Genomic DNA, 15,546 nt, shown 5'->3' with positions numbered 1-15,546 from the left:
CCGGGGCCCTTACCGTGCGGGCCCCTGCACCGCCGGTGCCGCGTCGGCTACGGTTGACCCACCCGGATCATGACGAGGACGCCGCCGTGAATCTGCAGGACATGATGGTGCACCGCGACACCTCGTCGCGGACCGTCGACAAGTATCTGATGTCCTACGAGGGCCGTGTCATCGCGGTGCGGCGGCATCCCGCCGTCCTGCTGCTGCCGGTGGCGGTCGTCGTCGCCGGGCTCATCGCGTGCGGTGCGGCGAGCGCGGTCAGCGGGCAGATCTGGATCTGGTGGCTCTGGCTGATCACCGTCTGCTACCTGGCCTGGAAGGTGATCGCCTGGTCGGTGGACTTCTTCCTGGTCACCGAGCACCGGGTGATGGTCGTCAACGGGGTCCTCAACCGCAACGTCGCGATGATGCCGCTCGCCAAGGTCACCGACATCGCGCTGAACCGCTCGGTGCTCGGGCGGATCTTCGGCTACGGCGAGTTCGTGATGGAGTCCGCGGGCCAGAAGCAGGCGCTCCGCAACGTCGGTTTCATGCCGTACCCGGAGCAGCTCTACCTGGAGGTCTCGTCGGTCATCTTCGGCACGGTCGAAGAGTCGCCGGACTGATCCCCCCTCCCCTCAGGGTCAGGAGTCGAAGCCGAGGCCCATGCGGTCGAGGGTGCGAAGCCAGAGGCCGCGGCGTCCCGCGTTGCGGTCCGCGCGGGCGATCTCGCGCCGGGTCAGCTCGATGACGCCGTAGCGCAGCGGCTCGGGCGGGAACGGGACGGGCCTGGAGCGCACCATCGCCAGCCGTGTCCGTTCGGTCTCCTCGCCGGGCGCGAGTCCGACGCGCAGGAGGTCGAGCATGACGTCCGCTCCGAAGCGGGTGGCGCCGACCCCGAGGCCGGTGTAACCCGCCGCGTACGCGAGCCTGCCGTCGTAGGCCGTCCCGTAGAAGGCGCAGAAGCGGCTGCACGTGTCGATGACGCCGCCCCAGGCATGGGTGAAGCGCACGCCCTCCAGTTGCGGGAACGTCGTGAAGAAGTGCCGGGCCAGGGTCGCGTACGTGGAGGGACGCCGTTCCAGGCCGGGACGCATTCCGTTGCCGAAGTGGTAGACGGCGTCGTAGCCGCCCCACAGGATCCGGTCGTCGGCGGTCAGCCGGTAGTAGTGGAACTGGTTTGCGCTGTCGCCGAGCCCTTGCCGGTGCCGCCATCCGATGGCCTCGCGTTGCGCGGGGGTGAGCGGCTCGGTGACGAGGGCGTAGTCGTACACAGGGACGACGTAGTTGCGCAGGCGCCGCAGGATCGGTGGGAAGGCACCGGTCCCCAGGGCGACGTTCCGGGCGGTGACCGTCCCGAGCGGGCGGGGTGCCCGGTCGCCTCGCCGCGGGGGCGCGGCGGCCGTCAGCCGGAGCCGGCGGGCATCGGGGCGCAGCGCGGTGACGCGGGTGTTCTCGAAGACGCGGACGCCGAGGGCGCGGCACGCCGCCGCCAGGCCCCAGGCGAGCTTCGCCGGGTGCACCATGGCGACGGCGTCGCGGTCCCACAGGCCCGCGAGGTAGGTGGGCGAGTCGACCTCCGCGCGGACCGCCTCCGGGCCGAGCATGATCGGTTCCCAGCCGTGCTCGTAGGCCTTCTCCGCCGCCTCCTGGAGCGCGGGCACCTGCCATTCCTCGGTGGCGACGCTCATCTCCCCCGTCGGCTCCCATTCGGCGTCGATGCCGTGGCGGGTCAGGGTCTCGGCGATCGCGCGCAGGTTGTCCCAGCCGAGGCGTTCGAGCGCGTGGACGTCGTCCGGCCAGCGCCCGAGGCCGTTCTCCAGACCGTGGGTGAGGCTGGCGGCGCAGAACCCGCCGTTGCGTCCGGACGCGGCGGCGCCGATCCGGCCGGCCTCCACCACGACCACGTCCAGGGACGGGTCGCGCTCCTTGGCGAGCAGCGCCGTCCACAGGCCGCTGTACCCCCCGCCGACGACGGCGAGGTCGCACCTCAGCGCGCCGGACAGCGCCGGGCCCGCGCCGGGGCGGGCCGGGTCCTGGAGCCAGAACGGCTCCGGGGCGGCGCCGGCGAGCGACGCGGCGACGTTCACGTTCGCGCGCGGATGCTGCGCCGCGCCGACACCACCGCGATCAGCACGCCGACCGCGAAGATGAGCGTCCCCATCACGTTGACCTGCGGCGGCGTCCCCGTCCTGGTGGAGCCGTAGATCCACAGCGGGAACGTGACGGTGGCGCCGCTGGTGAAGTTGGTGATGACGAAGTCGTCGATGGACAGCACGAACGCCAGCAGCGCCCCCGCCAGCACCCCCGGCATGATCATCGGCAGGGTGACCAGGCGGAACCGCGTCCAGGGGCCCGCGCCGAGGTCCTGCGCCGCCTCCTCCACCGCGGGATCGAGCCCGACGACGCGGGCCCGGACCGTCACGGCCACGAACGCGATCGAGAACATCACGTGCGCGAGGAGGATCGTCAGGTAGCCGCGCGGCAGGTTGAACGTGACGAACATCGACAGCAGCGACGCGCCCATCACGATCTCCGGACAGGAGATCGCCATGAACAGCACGAGGTTCGTCGAGCCCTTCCCGCGGAACCGGTACCGGCCGAGCGCGAGGCCCGCGAACGTCCCGATGACCGTGGTGATCAGCGTGCTGAGCAGCGCGATCGTCAGCGAGTTGACGACGGCCGCGGTGAGGTCGCTCTTGTCGAACAGGTGCGCGTACCACCTGAGCGTGAAGCCCTGCCACTGGAAGTTCTGCTTGCTTCGGGTGTCGTTGAACCCGAACAGGATCATGATCGCGATCGGCAGGATCAGCCACGCGATCAGCACGAGGGTGTAGAGGTGCAGGCCGGAGATCCGGCGCCTGCGGGGCCGCCGCCGCTGCGGGGTCTTGGTGAGCGTCACCGGGGCCTTGGTGTGCGTCGTCATCGTCCCGCCGCCTCCAGGACGTCCTGCGTGCCGAGTGTGCGGGCATAGGCGAAGATGCCGACGAGCAGGACCGCCATCAGCGTGAACGACAGCGCGGACGCCGTCGGGTAGGCGCTGTTGTTGAAGTACTCGGTCTGGATGACGTTGCCGATCATGGTGTTCTGCGGGCCGCCCAGCACCTCGGCGTTGACGTAGTCCGACGACACCGGCACGAACGTCATGATCACGCCGGCGAACACGCCGGGCAGCGACAGCGGCAGGATGACCCGCAGGAACGCCTGCGCGCGGCTCGCGTACAGGTCGTAGGCCGCCTCCACCACGCGCGGGTCGATGCGCTCGAGCGCCACGTAGATCGGCAGGACCATGAACGGCAGGAAGTTGTAGGCGAGCCCCGACACCACCGCGACCCCGGTGTCGAGGACGTGGAAGCCCTCCGGCAGGACGCCGTGGTCGCGCAGCGGCCCGAGGATCGGCCCGTTGTCGGTGAGGACGAGCTTCCATGACACCGTCCGCAGGATGAACGAGACGAAGTACGGGAGCAGGAGCAGGAACAGGTACGTCGACTTGGCGCGCCCGCCGCGGAACGCGATCCAGTACGCGGCCGGGTAGGCGAGCACGATGCACGCGATCGTCGCGACCAGCCCGTACCAGAGCGACCGGACGAACTTGTCGCCGTAGGTGCCGAAGCCGTCGGTGTAGTTCTGCCAGTGCAGCGTCTGCTGGAAGCCGTCGATGAGGTTCCCGGTCTGCAGCGACAGGGACACCATGAGCACCATCGGGACGAGGAAGAACACCGCCAGCCACAGCCCGCCCGGCAGGATCATGAGGTACGGCGCGAGCCGTCCCCGCACCCCCGCCATCACGATCCCTTGGAGATCGGCTCGAAGATCTTCTGGTACTCGGTCTCCTCGGCCTGCGTGAGCCGCCGGTAGTGCCGCAGCCGGGCCAGGTCGGCCTGCGACGGGAAGACCAGCGGGCTGGTGCTGAGCCGGGTGAGGTCCTTCTTGTCCGCGCCGCCGGCCTGCTCCGCCTTCTGCGCGATGAGCTTCTGGGTGGCCGGGATCGGCGGCATGTAGTTGATGAACTCGGTCAGCGGCGCGTTGTTCTCCGGGAGGTAGAGCCAGTTCATGAGGGTCAGCGCGTCCACCGGGTTCTCGGCGGTCTTCGGGACGCACAGGTTGTCGGTCCAGATCGTGCCGCCTTCCCTGGGCACCACGAACTTCACGTCCGGGCTGGTCAGGCTGTATACGTCCCCGGACCACGCCATGGTCATCCACACGTCGCCCTTGCTGACGGCGTCGACGTAGTCCTGGCTGTAGTACTTGCGGACGATGCCCTTGTCGCGCTGCTCGCGCAGCTTGGCGGCGGCCTTCTCCCAGTCCGCCTTCGTCGACTTCTCCGGGTCGATGCCGAGCAGGAACATCCCGAAGTTCCCGAGCTCCTGCGAGTCGCCCATCATGCCGACCTTGCCCTTGTACTTCGGGTCGAACAGCTGGGCGATGCTGGTGATCTCCTCCTTCACGTACTCGGTGTTGTACGCGATTCCGGTGACCCCGGACTCGTAGGGGACCGTGAAGGCGTTGCCCGGGTCGTAGGACGGGTTCTTGAACGACGGGCCCGCGTTCGCCTGGAAGTTCGGCAGCTTCGACAGGTCGAGCGGCGCCAGGTAGCCGAGCTGGCGGCACTGCTCCAGCTGGATCCCGTTCGTCATCACCATCAGGTCGAAGCCGATGGACTGCCCGGCGGCCAGCGGCGCCTGGATCTTGCCGAACCACGGGGCCATCTCCTGGATGACCTCCTTGTAGGTGACCTTGACGCCCGTCTCCTTCTCGAACGCCTTGATGGTCTCCCGGTCGTCCTGCATGTAGCCCGGCCAGTTCGCCCAGTTGAGCCGACCGCTCCCGGTCTTGCCCGCCCAGTACTTCTCGACGTCGCTCTGGCTGACCTTCTCCTTGCCGCCCTGCCCCTTCACCCCGCACGCCGACAGGGCGAGCCCGGCGCCCGCCGCGCCCATCAGCCTCAGGACGTCGCGGCGGGCCGGACCGCCCGCGTCGGAACGTGCCAGACGCGGCCTTGTGAGTCCGCGGAGGAAAGCGGGGTCGAACTGGCTCACTGCGGGGCTCCTATCGCGTACGAGTGGCGCGGATCCCACGACAGCCAGACGCTGTCGCCGCGCACGGCGATGTCGTCGGCGGACGTCGCGTTCTGCAGGAACACGACGACGTCGGCGCCGGCGGAGGTGGTGATGTTGTAGTTCGTCGACGTCCCGAGGTACACGACCTCGGTCACGGTTCCCCGGAGGGCGCACTGCCCGTCCCCCGGCTTGTCCGGCCCGATGCCGATCTTCTCTGGGCGGACGGTCAGCTCCACCCGCTCCCCCTCGACGGCCTCCCGGCCGTCGCGCAACGGGACCTCGATCCGCCCGTCCGGGCCGTGGGAGAGCACCGCGCCGCCCGGCCCCGTCCCGGTGACCTCCCCGTCCAGCAGGTTGGACGTCCCGATGAACCCGGCCACGAACCGCGTCGCGGGATGCTCGTAGATCTCCCGCGGCGTGCCGAGCTGCTCGATCACCCCGTCGTTCATGACGGCGATGCGGTCCGACATCGTCAGCGCCTCGCCCTGGTCGTGCGTCACGTACACGAACGTGACGCCGACCCCCCGCTGGATCCGCTTCAACTCGACCTGCATCGCCTGGCGCAGCTTCAGGTCGAGGGCGCCGAGCGGCTCGTCCAGCAGCAGCGCCCGCGGCTCGTTGACCAGCGCCCGGGCCAGCGCGACCCGCTGCTGCTGGCCGCCGGACAGCTCGGCGGGACGGCGCCTCTCCCGTCCCGCCAGATCGACGATCTCCAGCATCTCCCCCACCCGCCGCGTGAGGTGCGCCTTCGGAACGCCGCGCCGGCGCAGGCCGAACGCGACGTTCTCGAAGACGCTCATGTGGGGGAAGAGCGCGTACGACTGGAACACCATGTTCACGTCGCGCCTGTTGGGTGGCACGTCCGTGACGTCCTGCCCGCGCAGCCGGACCCGCCCCGCCGTCGGCTCCTCGAAGCCGGCGATCATGCGCATGGTCGTCGTCTTGCCGCATCCGGACGGGCCGAGCAGGGAGAAGAACTCCCCTTCCGCGATCGACAGGTCGACGCCGCGGACCGCCGCCACGGTCTCGCCGTAGGCGTGGTAGTCCTTCTCGACTCCCGCGAGCTCGATCGCGGGGACCGCGCGGGCCGGATCGTCGCGCACCGCGGCGGGGTGGGTCTCGGTCATGGGCGGGACTTCCTTCACGGGCTCCGGTCGGCGGCGCTCAGCCGCCGATGTAGTGCATGACGTGCTTGACGCGGGTGTAGTCCTCGATTCCGTACATCGACATGTCCTTGCCGTAGCCGGAGTGCTTGAAGCCGCCGTGCGGCATCTCCGACACCAGCGGGATGTGGGTGTTGACCCACACGGCACCGAAGTCCAGCGCCTTGCTCATGCGCATGGCGCGGCCGTGGTTCTGCGTCCAGACGCTGGCGGCGAGGCCGTACTTGACGCCGTTGGCCCACTCCACGGCCTGAGCCTCGTCCGAGAAGCTCTGGACGGTGATGACCGGTCCGAAGACCTCGTTCTGCACCATCTCGTCGTCCTGCCTGAGGCCGCCCACGACGGTCGGCGCGAAGAAGTAGCCGCGCTCCCCCACGCGCTCGCCGCCGGTGAGGACCTTCGCGTGGCTGGGCGCCCGCTCGATGAAGCCCTGGACGCGCTCCAGCTGGTTCGCGTTGTTCACCGGCCCGTAGAAGGCGTCGGCGTCACTGGGAGGCCCGACGACCGTCCCCTTGGCGGCCTCGGTGAGCGCCTCGGTGAACTCCCCGTGCAGCCGGTCGGCGACCAGCACGCGGGTGGCCGCCGTGCAGTCCTGGCCCGCGTTGAAGTACCCGGCCTCGGCGATGCCCGTCGCCGCCGCCTCGACGTCGGCGTCGTCGAACACGACCACCGGCGCCTTGCCGCCGAGCTCCAGGTGCACCCGCTTGAGGTCCTTGGCCGCCGACGCGGCGACCTCCATGCCGGCCCGCACGCTCCCGGTGATCGACACCATCTGCGGCTTCGGGTGCTCCACCAGCGAACGCCCGGTGCCGCGGTCGCCGCAGACCACGTTGAAGACGCCCGGGGGCAGGAACTCGGCCGCGATCTCCGCCAGCATCAGCGTGCTCGCCGGCGTCGTCTCGGACGGCTTGAGCACCACGGTGTTGCCCGTCGCCAGCGCCGGCCCGATCTTCCAGATCGCCATCATCATCGGGTAGTTCCAGGGCGTCACCTGCGCGCACACCCCGATCGGCTCCCGCCGGATCGAGGAGGTGTGGTCGGCCATGTACTCGGCGGACGCCTTGCCCTCCAGCACCCGGGACGCCCCGGCGAAGAACCGGAGGTTGTCCACCATCGGCGGCACCTCCTCGTCCAGGGTCATCTGGACCGGCTTGCCGGTGTCCCGGCTCTCCGCCCTGACGAGGTCCTCCGCCCGCTTCTCGACCGCGTCCGCGAAGCGCAGCATCGCCAGGCTCCGCTCGCCCGGCGTGGCGTCGCGCCAGGCGGGGAACGCGTCGGACGCCGCGCGGAACGCGGCGTCGACGTCTTCGGCGCCGGACACCGGCGCCTCCGCGTACGTCTCGCCGGTGCTGGGGTCGACCACCTCCAGCGTCCGCCCGTCCTTGGCGTCGACGTACTCTCCGCCGATAAAGTTGCGCAGCCGCTCGCCGCTCATCCTCAGGTCCCTCCTGGGCGCCGTCGCCCGTTGTGTCCTGTTGGCCCGACCCTTACAGAGGTGTCCGCCCAACACAAGTGATTCCGTTGTTACGATCGAATTTCACGACTGATTCACTTGGCCCAGAGGCCTCACACCCTCGATGCCGCAGCTAGGAGAACCGGATGGAACGGGCACCCCGCGTCCAGCTCGACGAGACCGCCAAGCAGATCATCGAGCAGCTCCAGCAGGACGGCCGCCGCTCCTACGCCGCCATCGGCAAGGCCGTGGGCCTGTCCGAGGCCGCCGTGCGCCAGCGCGTGCAGAAGCTCCTCGACACGGGCGTCATGCAGATCGTCGGCGTCACCGACCCGCTCATGCTCGGCTTCCACCGCCAAATGATGATCGGTGTCAGGTGCGAAGGCGACCTGGAGAGGATCGCCGACGAGCTCGCCGCCCTGGACGAGATCGATTACGTCGTCATCACCGCGGGCTCGTTCGACATCCTCCTGGAGCTCGTCTGCGAGGACGACGAACGTCTTCTGGAACTTCTCGGCCGTATCCGCGCCGTAACGGGCGTCGTCTCCACCGAGAGCTTCGTGTACCTCAAACTTCGCAAACAGACCTACTCCTGGGGAACCCGCTGACTCCACCGGACACCCGTCGATTCTCGTTCTCAGAGGGGATGTCCTGGCAACTCCTCGCGGCGTACTTTGAAAGGCCGCGAGGAAGGAGACCGGCCATGCCCGAGTCGGTTCGCCAGGACCTTCCGGCCGATCCCGCCGACGATCACATCACCTTTCGGACCACGGTGGAGCAATTCCTCGTGATCCGCGCGGCGGCCGAGCTGATCGGCTGGTCGGTCACCGACTTCGTCCTGTCAGCCGCCCTGGACCGCGCCGAACGCGACCTCTACGAACACGCCGCCTCCCAGGAGTCGGCGGAGCCCGCCCCCGACCCGATCCCTCCCTACACGGCCCTGCTGCTGGCCCTGTCCTGACCCGTCCATGTGGAATCCCTTGGCCAAGGACCACCGGGGCAATGCGCTGACGGCCCTCCTCCCGGCCGACCGCGCCGTCCCCGGTGACGCTCCCATGCCCGCGGCCTTGGCGGCGGTCTGGCACGACCACCATCTCCTGCTGGTCTATGACCGCCACCGCCGCCAATGGGAGCTCCCCGGCGGCCGGATCGAAGCGGCCGAGTCACCCCTGGAGGCGGCCGTCCGCGAACTCCACGAGGAGACCGGCCTGCACCTCCCCGCTCTCACACTCGCCGGCTACGCCCGCTTCCACCTGGCATCACCACCCCGTGACGAATACGCGGCCCTCTACACAGCCCAAGCCCCAACCCGCCACACCACCTTCACGCCCACCCCCGAGATAGCCGCGATCCGCTGGTGGAGCCCGTCCACCCCCCGCCCTCAAGACGCCCAGCCCCTGGACACGACCCTGGCCCTCCTGGCAGCGGGCAGGTCCGCTTAAGGCGCCTCCGTCTCCTCGCAGGCCTCGTCCAGGCGGCCTACAAAGCCGGTCATGAAACCACTCCCGGCGACCTCGTCGCTCCAACTCACAGACCACGATCACCGCCGCCACCGCGGCGTGACTCGATCACACAAGCTCTGGTCGCGGACAGCGCTCGGCCGGTCTCAGGGGATCTTCAGAGCGGCCTTCGCCGCCTCCGGCCTGCGGCTGGCGTCGGAAACATTCAGGCTCAGCACCTCCAAATACGTGAGCGCGGCTCGTTCCCAGGGCGATCGGCCGCGGGCCAGGACCGCCCGCCCTCGGGTGAGAAGGTGATCAGCGCCGTCTTCCCGGGGCCGTCGGTGGCGTTCGGCCGCTTGCGGTCGCTTGCGGGTGGGGCTGGAGAATAGGGGGATGGGTGAGGCTGTGAGCAAGGCGTGTCTGTTCTGCGAAATCATCAAGGGGGAGCGGCCCGCGCACGTCGTGCTGGACGCGCCGGACGCGGTGGCGTTCCTCGACGCCCGGCCGCTGTTCAAGGGGCACACGCTGCTGGTCCCCCGGACGCACTACGAGACGCTCACGGATCTGCCCGAAGACCTCCTCGGCCCGTTCTTCGCGCAAGCCCAACGCCTCGCCGGGGCGATGGAATCCGTACTCGAAGCGGCCGGCTCGTTCGTCGCCATGAACAACCGGATCAGCCAGAGCGTCCCCCACCTGCATGTACATGTGGTTCCGCGCAACCCCAAGGACGGCCTCCGCGGCTTCTTCTGGCCTCGCCAGAAATACGCCTCCGACTCCGAAGCCGCCACCTACGCAAGCCGCCTCTCCAAAGCAGTCACCAACCCCACCTAACCGAGCCCCCGGCTACCGCACCCGCCTCACCGTCCTCCCGAAACCTCCGTTCCCATCCCCTCCGTAGTCCCCGTGTGAGGGCTCGGGCATCGGGGGTGGGGCGGGCTAACGCCGTTCTTACGCGAGGGGCTCTACCGTCTGGGTGCCATGCGGCTGGAGCGTGTCGCCTTTCGTTATCGGCGCCGAGACCCCTGGGTGTTCCGGGACGTCACGTTGTCGCTTCCCGAGGGAAGCGTGACCGAGGTGACCGGGCATAACGGCGCAGGGAAGTCCACGCTGCTCCGCGTGATCGCCGGCCTGCGCAGGCCACGAGAGGGCGTCGTCGGAGACCGCCCCGCCCGAGTGGGGTACGCGCCGGAGCGGTTCCCGGTCGACCAGCCGTTCAGCGTCCGGGCCTACCTGGGCCACATGGCGGCCATACGGCGCGTCCCCGCGGACACCGGCGACGTCTGGGCAGAGCGACTGAGCTTCGACCATCTCCTCGATGTTCGGCTGTCCGAACTGTCGAAAGGCAGCGCTCAGAAGATCGGGCTCGCGCAGGCGCTCATGGCGGACCCGGAGCTGCTGATCCTGGACGAGCCCTTCGCGGGCTTGGACGCCGCCACCCGCGATTCGCTCCCCGAACTGATCTCCGAGTTGGCCTCGCACGGCTCCACGGTCGTCGTCAGCGACCACCAGCGCTGCATCGAGGCGATGCCCGGCGTCGACCGCTTGCACGTCGCCAACGGCTCCGTGACCCCCCTGGCCTCCGCGGGCCCCGGCCATTGGACCGTCCTGGAGGTCGAGGTGCCCGGAGACGAGGCCGACACCGTGGAGACGAAGCTGAGGGCCGACGGCTACCGGGTGCGGAGGCGCGAAGATTGATCGCACTCGTCCGATTCCACGTGGCGGGATATCTCCGCTCGCTGCGCGTCCTCCAGCCGCTGATCGTGGTGGCCCTGATCGTGGCGCTGGTCCTCGCGCAGGGACCGAGCGGCCCTGACGCCGGCGAACTCGCCGTGCGGACGTTCGCGGACGTGGCGGCGTTCATGTTCCCCGTCTGGGCGTGGGCGGCCCGCGCCCTCCTCGACACGCAGCCCGACGAGCAGCGCTCTCTGACCGCCACCGCGGCCCGTGGCCCGTCCGCGCCCACGTGGGCGGGCCTGCTCGCCGCGTACGGGGTGAACGTCTCACTGGGCGTCGCGGCACTGGCCGTCCCCCTCATCCAGGCCCTCCAGGCGGGTTCGTCCGGACGGGCGATCTTGACGGGCTGCGCGTTGAACCTCCTCGTCGCCATCCCGGGCACGCTGCTCGGGGCATGGACGAGCCGTGCCCTCATCCCCGATCCCGGTGTCTCGCTGCTGGCGCTCCTCGGCGGCGCGACCGCGCTCCTTCTCCTGAGCATCGGAAGGCTCTCCTGGCTGTCCATCCCGATGATCGGATGGATGCGCGCTGCTCACGACGGCCCGAACGTCTTCGTCTCGCACTTCCCCACCACCGCCCTCCATCTCCTTGTCTGGTCCACAGTCGTAGGCACCGCCTATTTCCTCACCACCCGCCGCACCTCCTGATCACCCCGCACCCCCGATCTCGCCGACCCTGCCCCATGCGACCGCTGATCTCCTGCCTCTGAGGGCCGCGACCCGAACAGGTTGGGGCACCCCCGCCCCTTACGCGGACGGCGTCGCGGAGGGCGGGCTCCAGCGAGCACCAGCTCACACCGCGCCCGCGTCCGGGAGATGTCCCAGGGTGGGTTACGCGGCCTGGACGGTCAGCCATGTCTGCTCCAAGGGGGTGTCGCGGCGGTTGCAGAAGTAGATGCGGCCCGGGTCGCCCCAGTACCAGCCGAGGCGGTCGTCGGAGTCGAGCTGGAGGAGGAGGTGCCACTCCTCGACAGCGCGCTGCTCGTCCGGTGTGAGGGCCGGAGGATTGAGGGAGTTCAGTGTGCGGCCGGTCGAGGCGTACAGGCAGTCGGGGCCGAGAGGACGCTGGACGAGGGTCGGCCAGCCGCCCAGTTGGTGGGCGGGTGCATCGTCCGGGCAGGTGTGGCGCGTCCATGCGGTGTGCAGTTGTTCGTACACCGGCACGATGCCGTCGTAGACCATCTCCAGGCGCTGGACAACTTCCTCCTGGGGAGAGGGCAGGGAGAGGAACGGAGCGGCGCCGAAGGTGGTCTGCGGGTAGGAAAGGGTGCCCGGCGGAGGGGTCGCCGGGCGGAGGTCGCCGGTGAAGACGCGCCAGCCGTCGCGCTGGTCGGGTTCGTCGCCCCACGGACGGGGGATCTCGCTCGCGTAGTAGAACGCGGCGCGGCAGGCGGGCAGGCCCGGGACCTTCGGCAGGCCGGCGAGGCCCGCGAAGTCGATCGCGCCTAAGAAGTCGAGCGGACGGCCGTTCCACGTCGGCCACGGCTCGTCCGGCGGCAGCTGCGGGGTGCCTCCGAGGTGGACGGGCACCTCACCGTGGGAGGAGAGGCGCAGCCCGGGCCTGATCAGAGGCAGCAGGATGGCCGTGATCTCCGGCGCGAGGAAGGAGTCGAGGAGGGCTCGGAGCCGTCGGTGCTGGGGGGCGAAGGGATCCATGCACGTAGCGTGGCGCGGCCCTCACACGGCGCGCAGTATCCCGCGAAATTGTGGATAACTTCGTCAGCGTTCGAGGGCGGCCGCGAGTTGCAGCAGGAAGCGGTCGACCTCCTGCTCGTCGTAGCTCGGTCCGAAGCGGACGGTGCGGAACGCGCTCTCCCGCACGTCCCGGGCGGTCACGGGCGGGGCGACGCCGCGCAGGCCGGCGATCACGCGCTCGAGAAAGGCGTCCACGTCCCGCACGTCGTAGCCGGGGCGCAGGCCGGCGCCGGAGAAACGCGCGTTCTGGATCCAGTTGATCAGCCAGGCGGGCTGGGCGCGGGTGCGGCCGGGACGTTCCCCGATCGGCGCCCGGGCCTGGAGCTCCCTGATGCACTCGCGGAGCAGCTCGTCCACCGCGCGATGGTCGTAGCCGCGCAGGACGGTGGTGAAGCGGGCCCGGCGCACCTCGTCCGCGGACACCGGCGGTCCGCCGTTCAGCGCCTGCGATATGCGCTTGAGCAGGGCGTCGACCTGGCCCCGGTCATAGCCCCGCAGGACCACCGGCAGCCGTGTACCCGTCTTCACCGGCACAGCGCTCCTCAGCCGTGTTCCCGCGCGCGCCGCACGGCGCCAGGAACGCGCCCGCGGCGCGCTCAGTCCTTGGTCGCCGCGGCCAGCTGCCCGCAGGCCCCGTCGATCTCCCTGCCCCGAGTGTCGCGCACCGTGACCGGGACCCCGTGGGCCTCCAGCCGCCGGACGAACTCGCGCTCGTCCTCGGGCCGAGAGGCGGTCCACTTGGAACCCGGCGTCGGGTTCAACGGGATCAGATTGACGTGTACGAGATGCCCGCGCAAGAGCCTTCCGAGAAGATCAGCCCGCCAGGCCTGGTCGTTGATGTCCTTGATGAGGGCGTACTCGATCGACACGCGGCGCCCGCTGCGGTCGGCGTAGGCCCAGGCGGCGTCCAGGACCTCGGTGACCTTCCACCGGTTGTTGATGGGCACGAGGTCGTCGCGCAACTCGTCGTCGGGCGCGTGCAGGGACACCGCCAGCCTGACCGACATGTCCTCGGCGGCGAGTTTCTCGATGGCCGGGACCAGCCCGACCGTGGAGACCGTGACCGAACGCTGAGAGATGCCCAGCCCGGCGGGGGCCGGGTCGGTGATGCGCCTGACCGCGCCTATCACGGCCTTGTAGTTGGCCAGAGGCTCACCCATGCCCATGAAGACGATGTTGGAGACGCGGCCCGGACCCCCGGGGACGCGCCCACGGGCGAGTGCGCGCGCGCCCGCGGCGACCTGCTCGACTATCTCGGCCGTGGAAAGGTTGCGGGTGAGCCCGGCCTGACCGGTCGCGCAGAAGGGGCAGTTCATCCCGCAGCCCGCCTGGGAAGAGACGCACATCGTCGCCCGGTCCGGGTACCGCATCAGGACCGACTCGAACAGGACGCCGTCGAAGGCTTTCCAGACGGTCTTGAGGGTCGTCCCGCCGTCGCAGTCCAACTCGCGTACGGGGGTCAGCAGCGAAGGGAGCAGCTCGGACACGAGGCGATCCCGGACGGCGGCCGGCAGGTCCGTCATGTTGGCGGGGTCGTCGGTCAGGCGCGCGAAGTAGTGGCGCGACAGCTGGTCGGCACGGAACGGCTTCTCCCCCAGCGCGGCGACCGCCTCGCGACGCTCGGCCGTGGTGAGGTCGGCGAGATGCCTCGGCGGCTTGCCGCGCCTCGGTGCGGCGAAGACGAGCTTCGCCGGGGTCTTCTTGGGCGCGGCACCGGTCGCGGAGGGCTGGGTGGTAGACATGGTCCTCCCAGTGTCGCAAACACCTGCGCGTGCATCGTCCGTCCTGGACGCCCTCCCATACCTGAACAGCGACATTCCTGCACACGGTCTTGTCTGCGGCTAAGGTCTCGATCATGTCGGTATTGCGCAGGGGCGCCGCCTCGCCCCGGGGGTCAGCGGCCACCGTCGTCCACGCGGCGGCCAGCCCGTACGGCAGCCGGCGGCTCACCGTCGAGACCGACGGCGAGGTCACCGCGGCCTATCTGAAGGACGCGCGTGACTCGGTGGTCGGAGCGGTGTGGGTCGCGAACCACCGCGAGGCCCCACGGGATCTGGACCAGTCGCGGCTCGACGCTGGCCACGCCCCTCTGCTGCCGGAGTCCCATGTGCGCCACCCCGCAGGACGCCCGGCGCTGAACCCTGAGGGGCTGGAGGTCGTCTGGTTCGAGGAGGGCGACGGCGTGGCCCTCCTGGAGGAGGGCGACCTGCTGCTGGTGATCCCCGGCTGGTCGGACATGGGGCGCGGCATTCCCGGCTACGCCCGCGACGCCATGCTGCAGAGCCCGTTCGCCTTCCCTCTGGACGAGGAGATCGACGACTTCGGACCGCGCGTCGACCAGGCGCGCGAGCACTGGAAGAGGTGCCGCGCGGACGGCTCCTGGGCGGAGTTCCAGCAGTCGATTCTCGGTCACCTCCTGCAACGCCTGGGCCCGAGTGGCCACTACTGGCACGATGTCGGACGCCAGTTGGCGAGCGGCAAGCCGAGCATGGCGCCGACGGTGGGGGTCTCGGAACGGCCCGCAAGGGGTGACCGGGAGTTCACCGTTCTGAGCACGGTCGGGATGAGCCGCCAGCGGATGCCCACGGTCGAACTGTACGAGGACGACGTCGCCCCCTACGGACGCATTGAACTGGCCGTCGCCAGTACTCTGCCCAGCCAGCGGTCGGGCAGCATCTTCCCGTGGCTGGCGCAATACCCGTGGCGGTCGGTGACGTGGTTCGCGCCTGGGGACGTCGTCAAGTGGTACCACGAGGCGCGCACGTTCCCCCTTGGCAATGGCGAGTCGTCCTGGGAGGGCGTGCTCCTCCTGGACGACCCGAACCGTCTCGCGGGTCCTGAGGCCCCCGGCATGACCGGTCTGAGGCTGAGCGGCGACGCCGTCCGATGGCTATGGCTCGTGCCCATCACGGGCGAGGAGCACCGGTTCGCCAAGAGCGAGGGATCCGACGCACTCATCCGGCGTCTGGCCCAGCAAGGCCGTTCCTGGGTCGTCTCCTGAGGGCGGCTCGTCTTTCAGGG

Annotated in this window: 17 protein-coding genes; 8 read left to right on the top strand and 9 right to left on the bottom strand. The window is 69.9% G+C overall.

All coding sequences use genetic code 11. The features are described 5' to 3' along the window. The first annotated feature begins 86 nt into the window (after positions 1-86). Positions 87-605 carry a PH domain-containing protein gene (locus BJ999_RS12155; protein ID WP_308427148.1) on the top strand — a complete coding sequence of 173 codons (519 nt, stop codon included), beginning with the start codon at positions 87-89 and terminating at the stop codon, positions 603-605. 18 nt (positions 606-623) lie between these two features. Here the strand turns inward: BJ999_RS12155 and BJ999_RS12150 are convergent, their stop codons facing one another. Genes BJ999_RS12150 through BJ999_RS12130 form a run of 6 tightly spaced genes read right to left on the bottom strand, consistent with a single transcriptional unit; the run spans position 624 to position 7,637 of the window. Then, positions 624-2,069 (bottom strand): NAD(P)/FAD-dependent oxidoreductase, encoded by a 1,446-nt coding sequence (locus BJ999_RS12150; RefSeq protein WP_179833394.1) that lies wholly within the window; start codon positions 2,067-2,069, stop codon positions 624-626. After that, positions 2,066-2,905 (bottom strand): ABC transporter permease, encoded by an 840-nt coding sequence (locus tag BJ999_RS12145; RefSeq protein WP_179833393.1) that lies wholly within the window; start codon positions 2,903-2,905, stop codon positions 2,066-2,068. Before BJ999_RS12145 ends, BJ999_RS12150 begins: the two co-directional genes overlap by 4 nt. Continuing rightward, positions 2,902-3,765, bottom strand: coding sequence for an ABC transporter permease (locus BJ999_RS12140; protein ID WP_179833392.1), 864 nt, complete (start codon positions 3,763-3,765; stop codon positions 2,902-2,904). The genes BJ999_RS12145 and BJ999_RS12140 overlap by 4 nt, the downstream gene beginning before the upstream one ends. After that, entirely contained in the window at positions 3,765-5,018 is a 1,254-nt protein-coding gene (locus tag BJ999_RS41975; protein WP_229809853.1) for a polyamine ABC transporter substrate-binding protein, read from the bottom strand. Before BJ999_RS41975 ends, BJ999_RS12140 begins: the two co-directional genes overlap by 1 nt. After that, positions 5,015-6,166 carry an ABC transporter ATP-binding protein gene (locus tag BJ999_RS41970; RefSeq protein ID WP_229809852.1) on the bottom strand — a complete coding sequence of 384 codons (1,152 nt, stop codon included), beginning with the start codon at positions 6,164-6,166 and terminating at the stop codon, positions 5,015-5,017. Before BJ999_RS41970 ends, BJ999_RS41975 begins: the two co-directional genes overlap by 4 nt. A 37-nt stretch (positions 6,167-6,203) precedes the next feature. Beyond that, positions 6,204-7,637: a gamma-aminobutyraldehyde dehydrogenase gene (locus BJ999_RS12130; RefSeq protein WP_179833391.1), complete on the bottom strand. Its 1,434-nt coding sequence runs from the start codon at positions 7,635-7,637 to the stop codon at positions 6,204-6,206. A 164-nt stretch (positions 7,638-7,801) separates the two neighbouring features. Between BJ999_RS12130 and BJ999_RS12125 the strand changes: the two genes are divergently transcribed. The 6 genes from BJ999_RS12125 (at position 7,802) to BJ999_RS12100 (ending at position 11,478) form a co-directional block, all read left to right on the top strand. Continuing rightward, the gene (locus BJ999_RS12125; RefSeq protein ID WP_179833390.1) at positions 7,802-8,263 is read left to right on the top strand and encodes an Lrp/AsnC family transcriptional regulator; all 462 of its coding nucleotides are present in this window, start codon (positions 7,802-7,804) and stop codon (positions 8,261-8,263) included. A 95-nt stretch (positions 8,264-8,358) separates the two neighbouring features. Beyond that, a complete protein-coding gene (locus BJ999_RS12120; protein ID WP_179833389.1) occupies positions 8,359-8,616 on the top strand; it encodes a type II toxin -antitoxin system TacA 1-like antitoxin in 258 nt (85 codons plus the stop codon). Positions 8,617-8,635: 19 nt separating this feature from the next. Continuing rightward, positions 8,636-9,097 carry an NUDIX hydrolase gene (locus BJ999_RS12115; protein WP_218935039.1) on the top strand — a complete coding sequence of 154 codons (462 nt, stop codon included), beginning with the start codon at positions 8,636-8,638 and terminating at the stop codon, positions 9,095-9,097. 393 nt (positions 9,098-9,490) lie between these two features. After that, the gene (locus BJ999_RS12110) at positions 9,491-9,928 is read left to right on the top strand and encodes an HIT family protein (RefSeq protein WP_179833388.1); all 438 of its coding nucleotides are present in this window, start codon (positions 9,491-9,493) and stop codon (positions 9,926-9,928) included. Positions 9,929-10,075: 147 nt separating this feature from the next. Beyond that, positions 10,076-10,792 carry an ABC transporter ATP-binding protein gene (locus BJ999_RS12105; protein WP_179833387.1) on the top strand — a complete coding sequence of 239 codons (717 nt, stop codon included), beginning with the start codon at positions 10,076-10,078 and terminating at the stop codon, positions 10,790-10,792. After that, the gene (locus BJ999_RS12100; protein WP_179833386.1) at positions 10,789-11,478 is read left to right on the top strand and encodes a hypothetical protein; all 690 of its coding nucleotides are present in this window, start codon (positions 10,789-10,791) and stop codon (positions 11,476-11,478) included. The genes BJ999_RS12105 and BJ999_RS12100 overlap by 4 nt, the downstream gene beginning before the upstream one ends. 183 nt (positions 11,479-11,661) lie before the next feature. Here BJ999_RS12100 and BJ999_RS12095 read toward each other — a convergent pair whose 3' ends face one another. The 3 genes from BJ999_RS12095 to rlmN form a co-directional block, all read right to left on the bottom strand. Continuing rightward, a complete protein-coding gene (locus tag BJ999_RS12095; protein WP_179833385.1) occupies positions 11,662-12,486 on the bottom strand; it encodes a DUF1963 domain-containing protein in 825 nt (274 codons plus the stop codon). 63 nt (positions 12,487-12,549) lie between these two features. Continuing rightward, positions 12,550-13,053, bottom strand: coding sequence for a DivIVA domain-containing protein (locus BJ999_RS41965; RefSeq protein ID WP_189269895.1), 504 nt, complete (start codon positions 13,051-13,053; stop codon positions 12,550-12,552). A gap of 68 nt (positions 13,054-13,121) precedes the next feature. Beyond that, a complete protein-coding gene (gene rlmN / locus BJ999_RS12085) occupies positions 13,122-14,267 on the bottom strand; it encodes a dual-specificity RNA methyltransferase RlmN (protein WP_179833384.1) in 1,146 nt (381 codons plus the stop codon). A gap of 113 nt (positions 14,268-14,380) precedes the next feature. On the opposite strand from rlmN, the gene BJ999_RS12080 reads away from it, so the two are divergent. Beyond that, entirely contained in the window at positions 14,381-15,526 is a 1,146-nt protein-coding gene (locus tag BJ999_RS12080; RefSeq protein WP_179833383.1) for a suppressor of fused domain protein, read from the top strand. Positions 15,527-15,546: the final 20 nt, after the last annotated feature.

Source organism: Actinomadura citrea (assembly GCF_013409045.1).
In the GTDB taxonomy this organism is placed as follows: Bacteria; Actinomycetota; Actinomycetes; order Streptosporangiales; family Streptosporangiaceae; genus Spirillospora; species Spirillospora citrea.
The sequence above is the reverse complement of the archived record's forward strand: the minus strand, read 5'-3'. Positions and strand labels throughout refer to the sequence as shown.

What these genes read in the sequence shown, in the direction of transcription:
- BJ999_RS12145 (WP_179833393.1), bottom strand. Translation starts at nt 2,905, where the DNA reads ATGACGACGCACACCAAGGCCCCGGTGACGCTCACCAAGACCCCGCAG.
- BJ999_RS12140 (WP_179833392.1), bottom strand. Translation starts at nt 3,765, where the DNA reads ATGGCGGGGGTGCGGGGACGGCTCGCGCCGTACCTCATGATCCTGCCG.
- BJ999_RS41970 (WP_229809852.1), bottom strand. Translation starts at nt 6,166, where the DNA reads ATGACCGAGACCCACCCCGCCGCGGTGCGCGACGATCCGGCCCGCGCG.
- BJ999_RS12130 (WP_179833391.1), bottom strand. Translation starts at nt 7,637, where the DNA reads ATGAGCGGCGAGCGGCTGCGCAACTTTATCGGCGGAGAGTACGTCGAC.
- BJ999_RS12125 (WP_179833390.1), top strand. Translation starts at nt 7,802, where the DNA reads ATGGAACGGGCACCCCGCGTCCAGCTCGACGAGACCGCCAAGCAGATC.
- BJ999_RS12120 (WP_179833389.1), top strand. Translation starts at nt 8,359, where the DNA reads ATGCCCGAGTCGGTTCGCCAGGACCTTCCGGCCGATCCCGCCGACGAT.
- BJ999_RS12110 (WP_179833388.1), top strand. Translation starts at nt 9,491, where the DNA reads ATGGGTGAGGCTGTGAGCAAGGCGTGTCTGTTCTGCGAAATCATCAAG.
- BJ999_RS12105 (WP_179833387.1), top strand. Translation starts at nt 10,076, where the DNA reads ATGCGGCTGGAGCGTGTCGCCTTTCGTTATCGGCGCCGAGACCCCTGG.
- BJ999_RS12095 (WP_179833385.1), bottom strand. Translation starts at nt 12,486, where the DNA reads ATGGATCCCTTCGCCCCCCAGCACCGACGGCTCCGAGCCCTCCTCGAC.
- rlmN (WP_179833384.1), bottom strand. Translation starts at nt 14,267, where the DNA reads ATGTCTACCACCCAGCCCTCCGCGACCGGTGCCGCGCCCAAGAAGACC.
- BJ999_RS12080 (WP_179833383.1), top strand. Translation starts at nt 14,381, where the DNA reads ATGTCGGTATTGCGCAGGGGCGCCGCCTCGCCCCGGGGGTCAGCGGCC.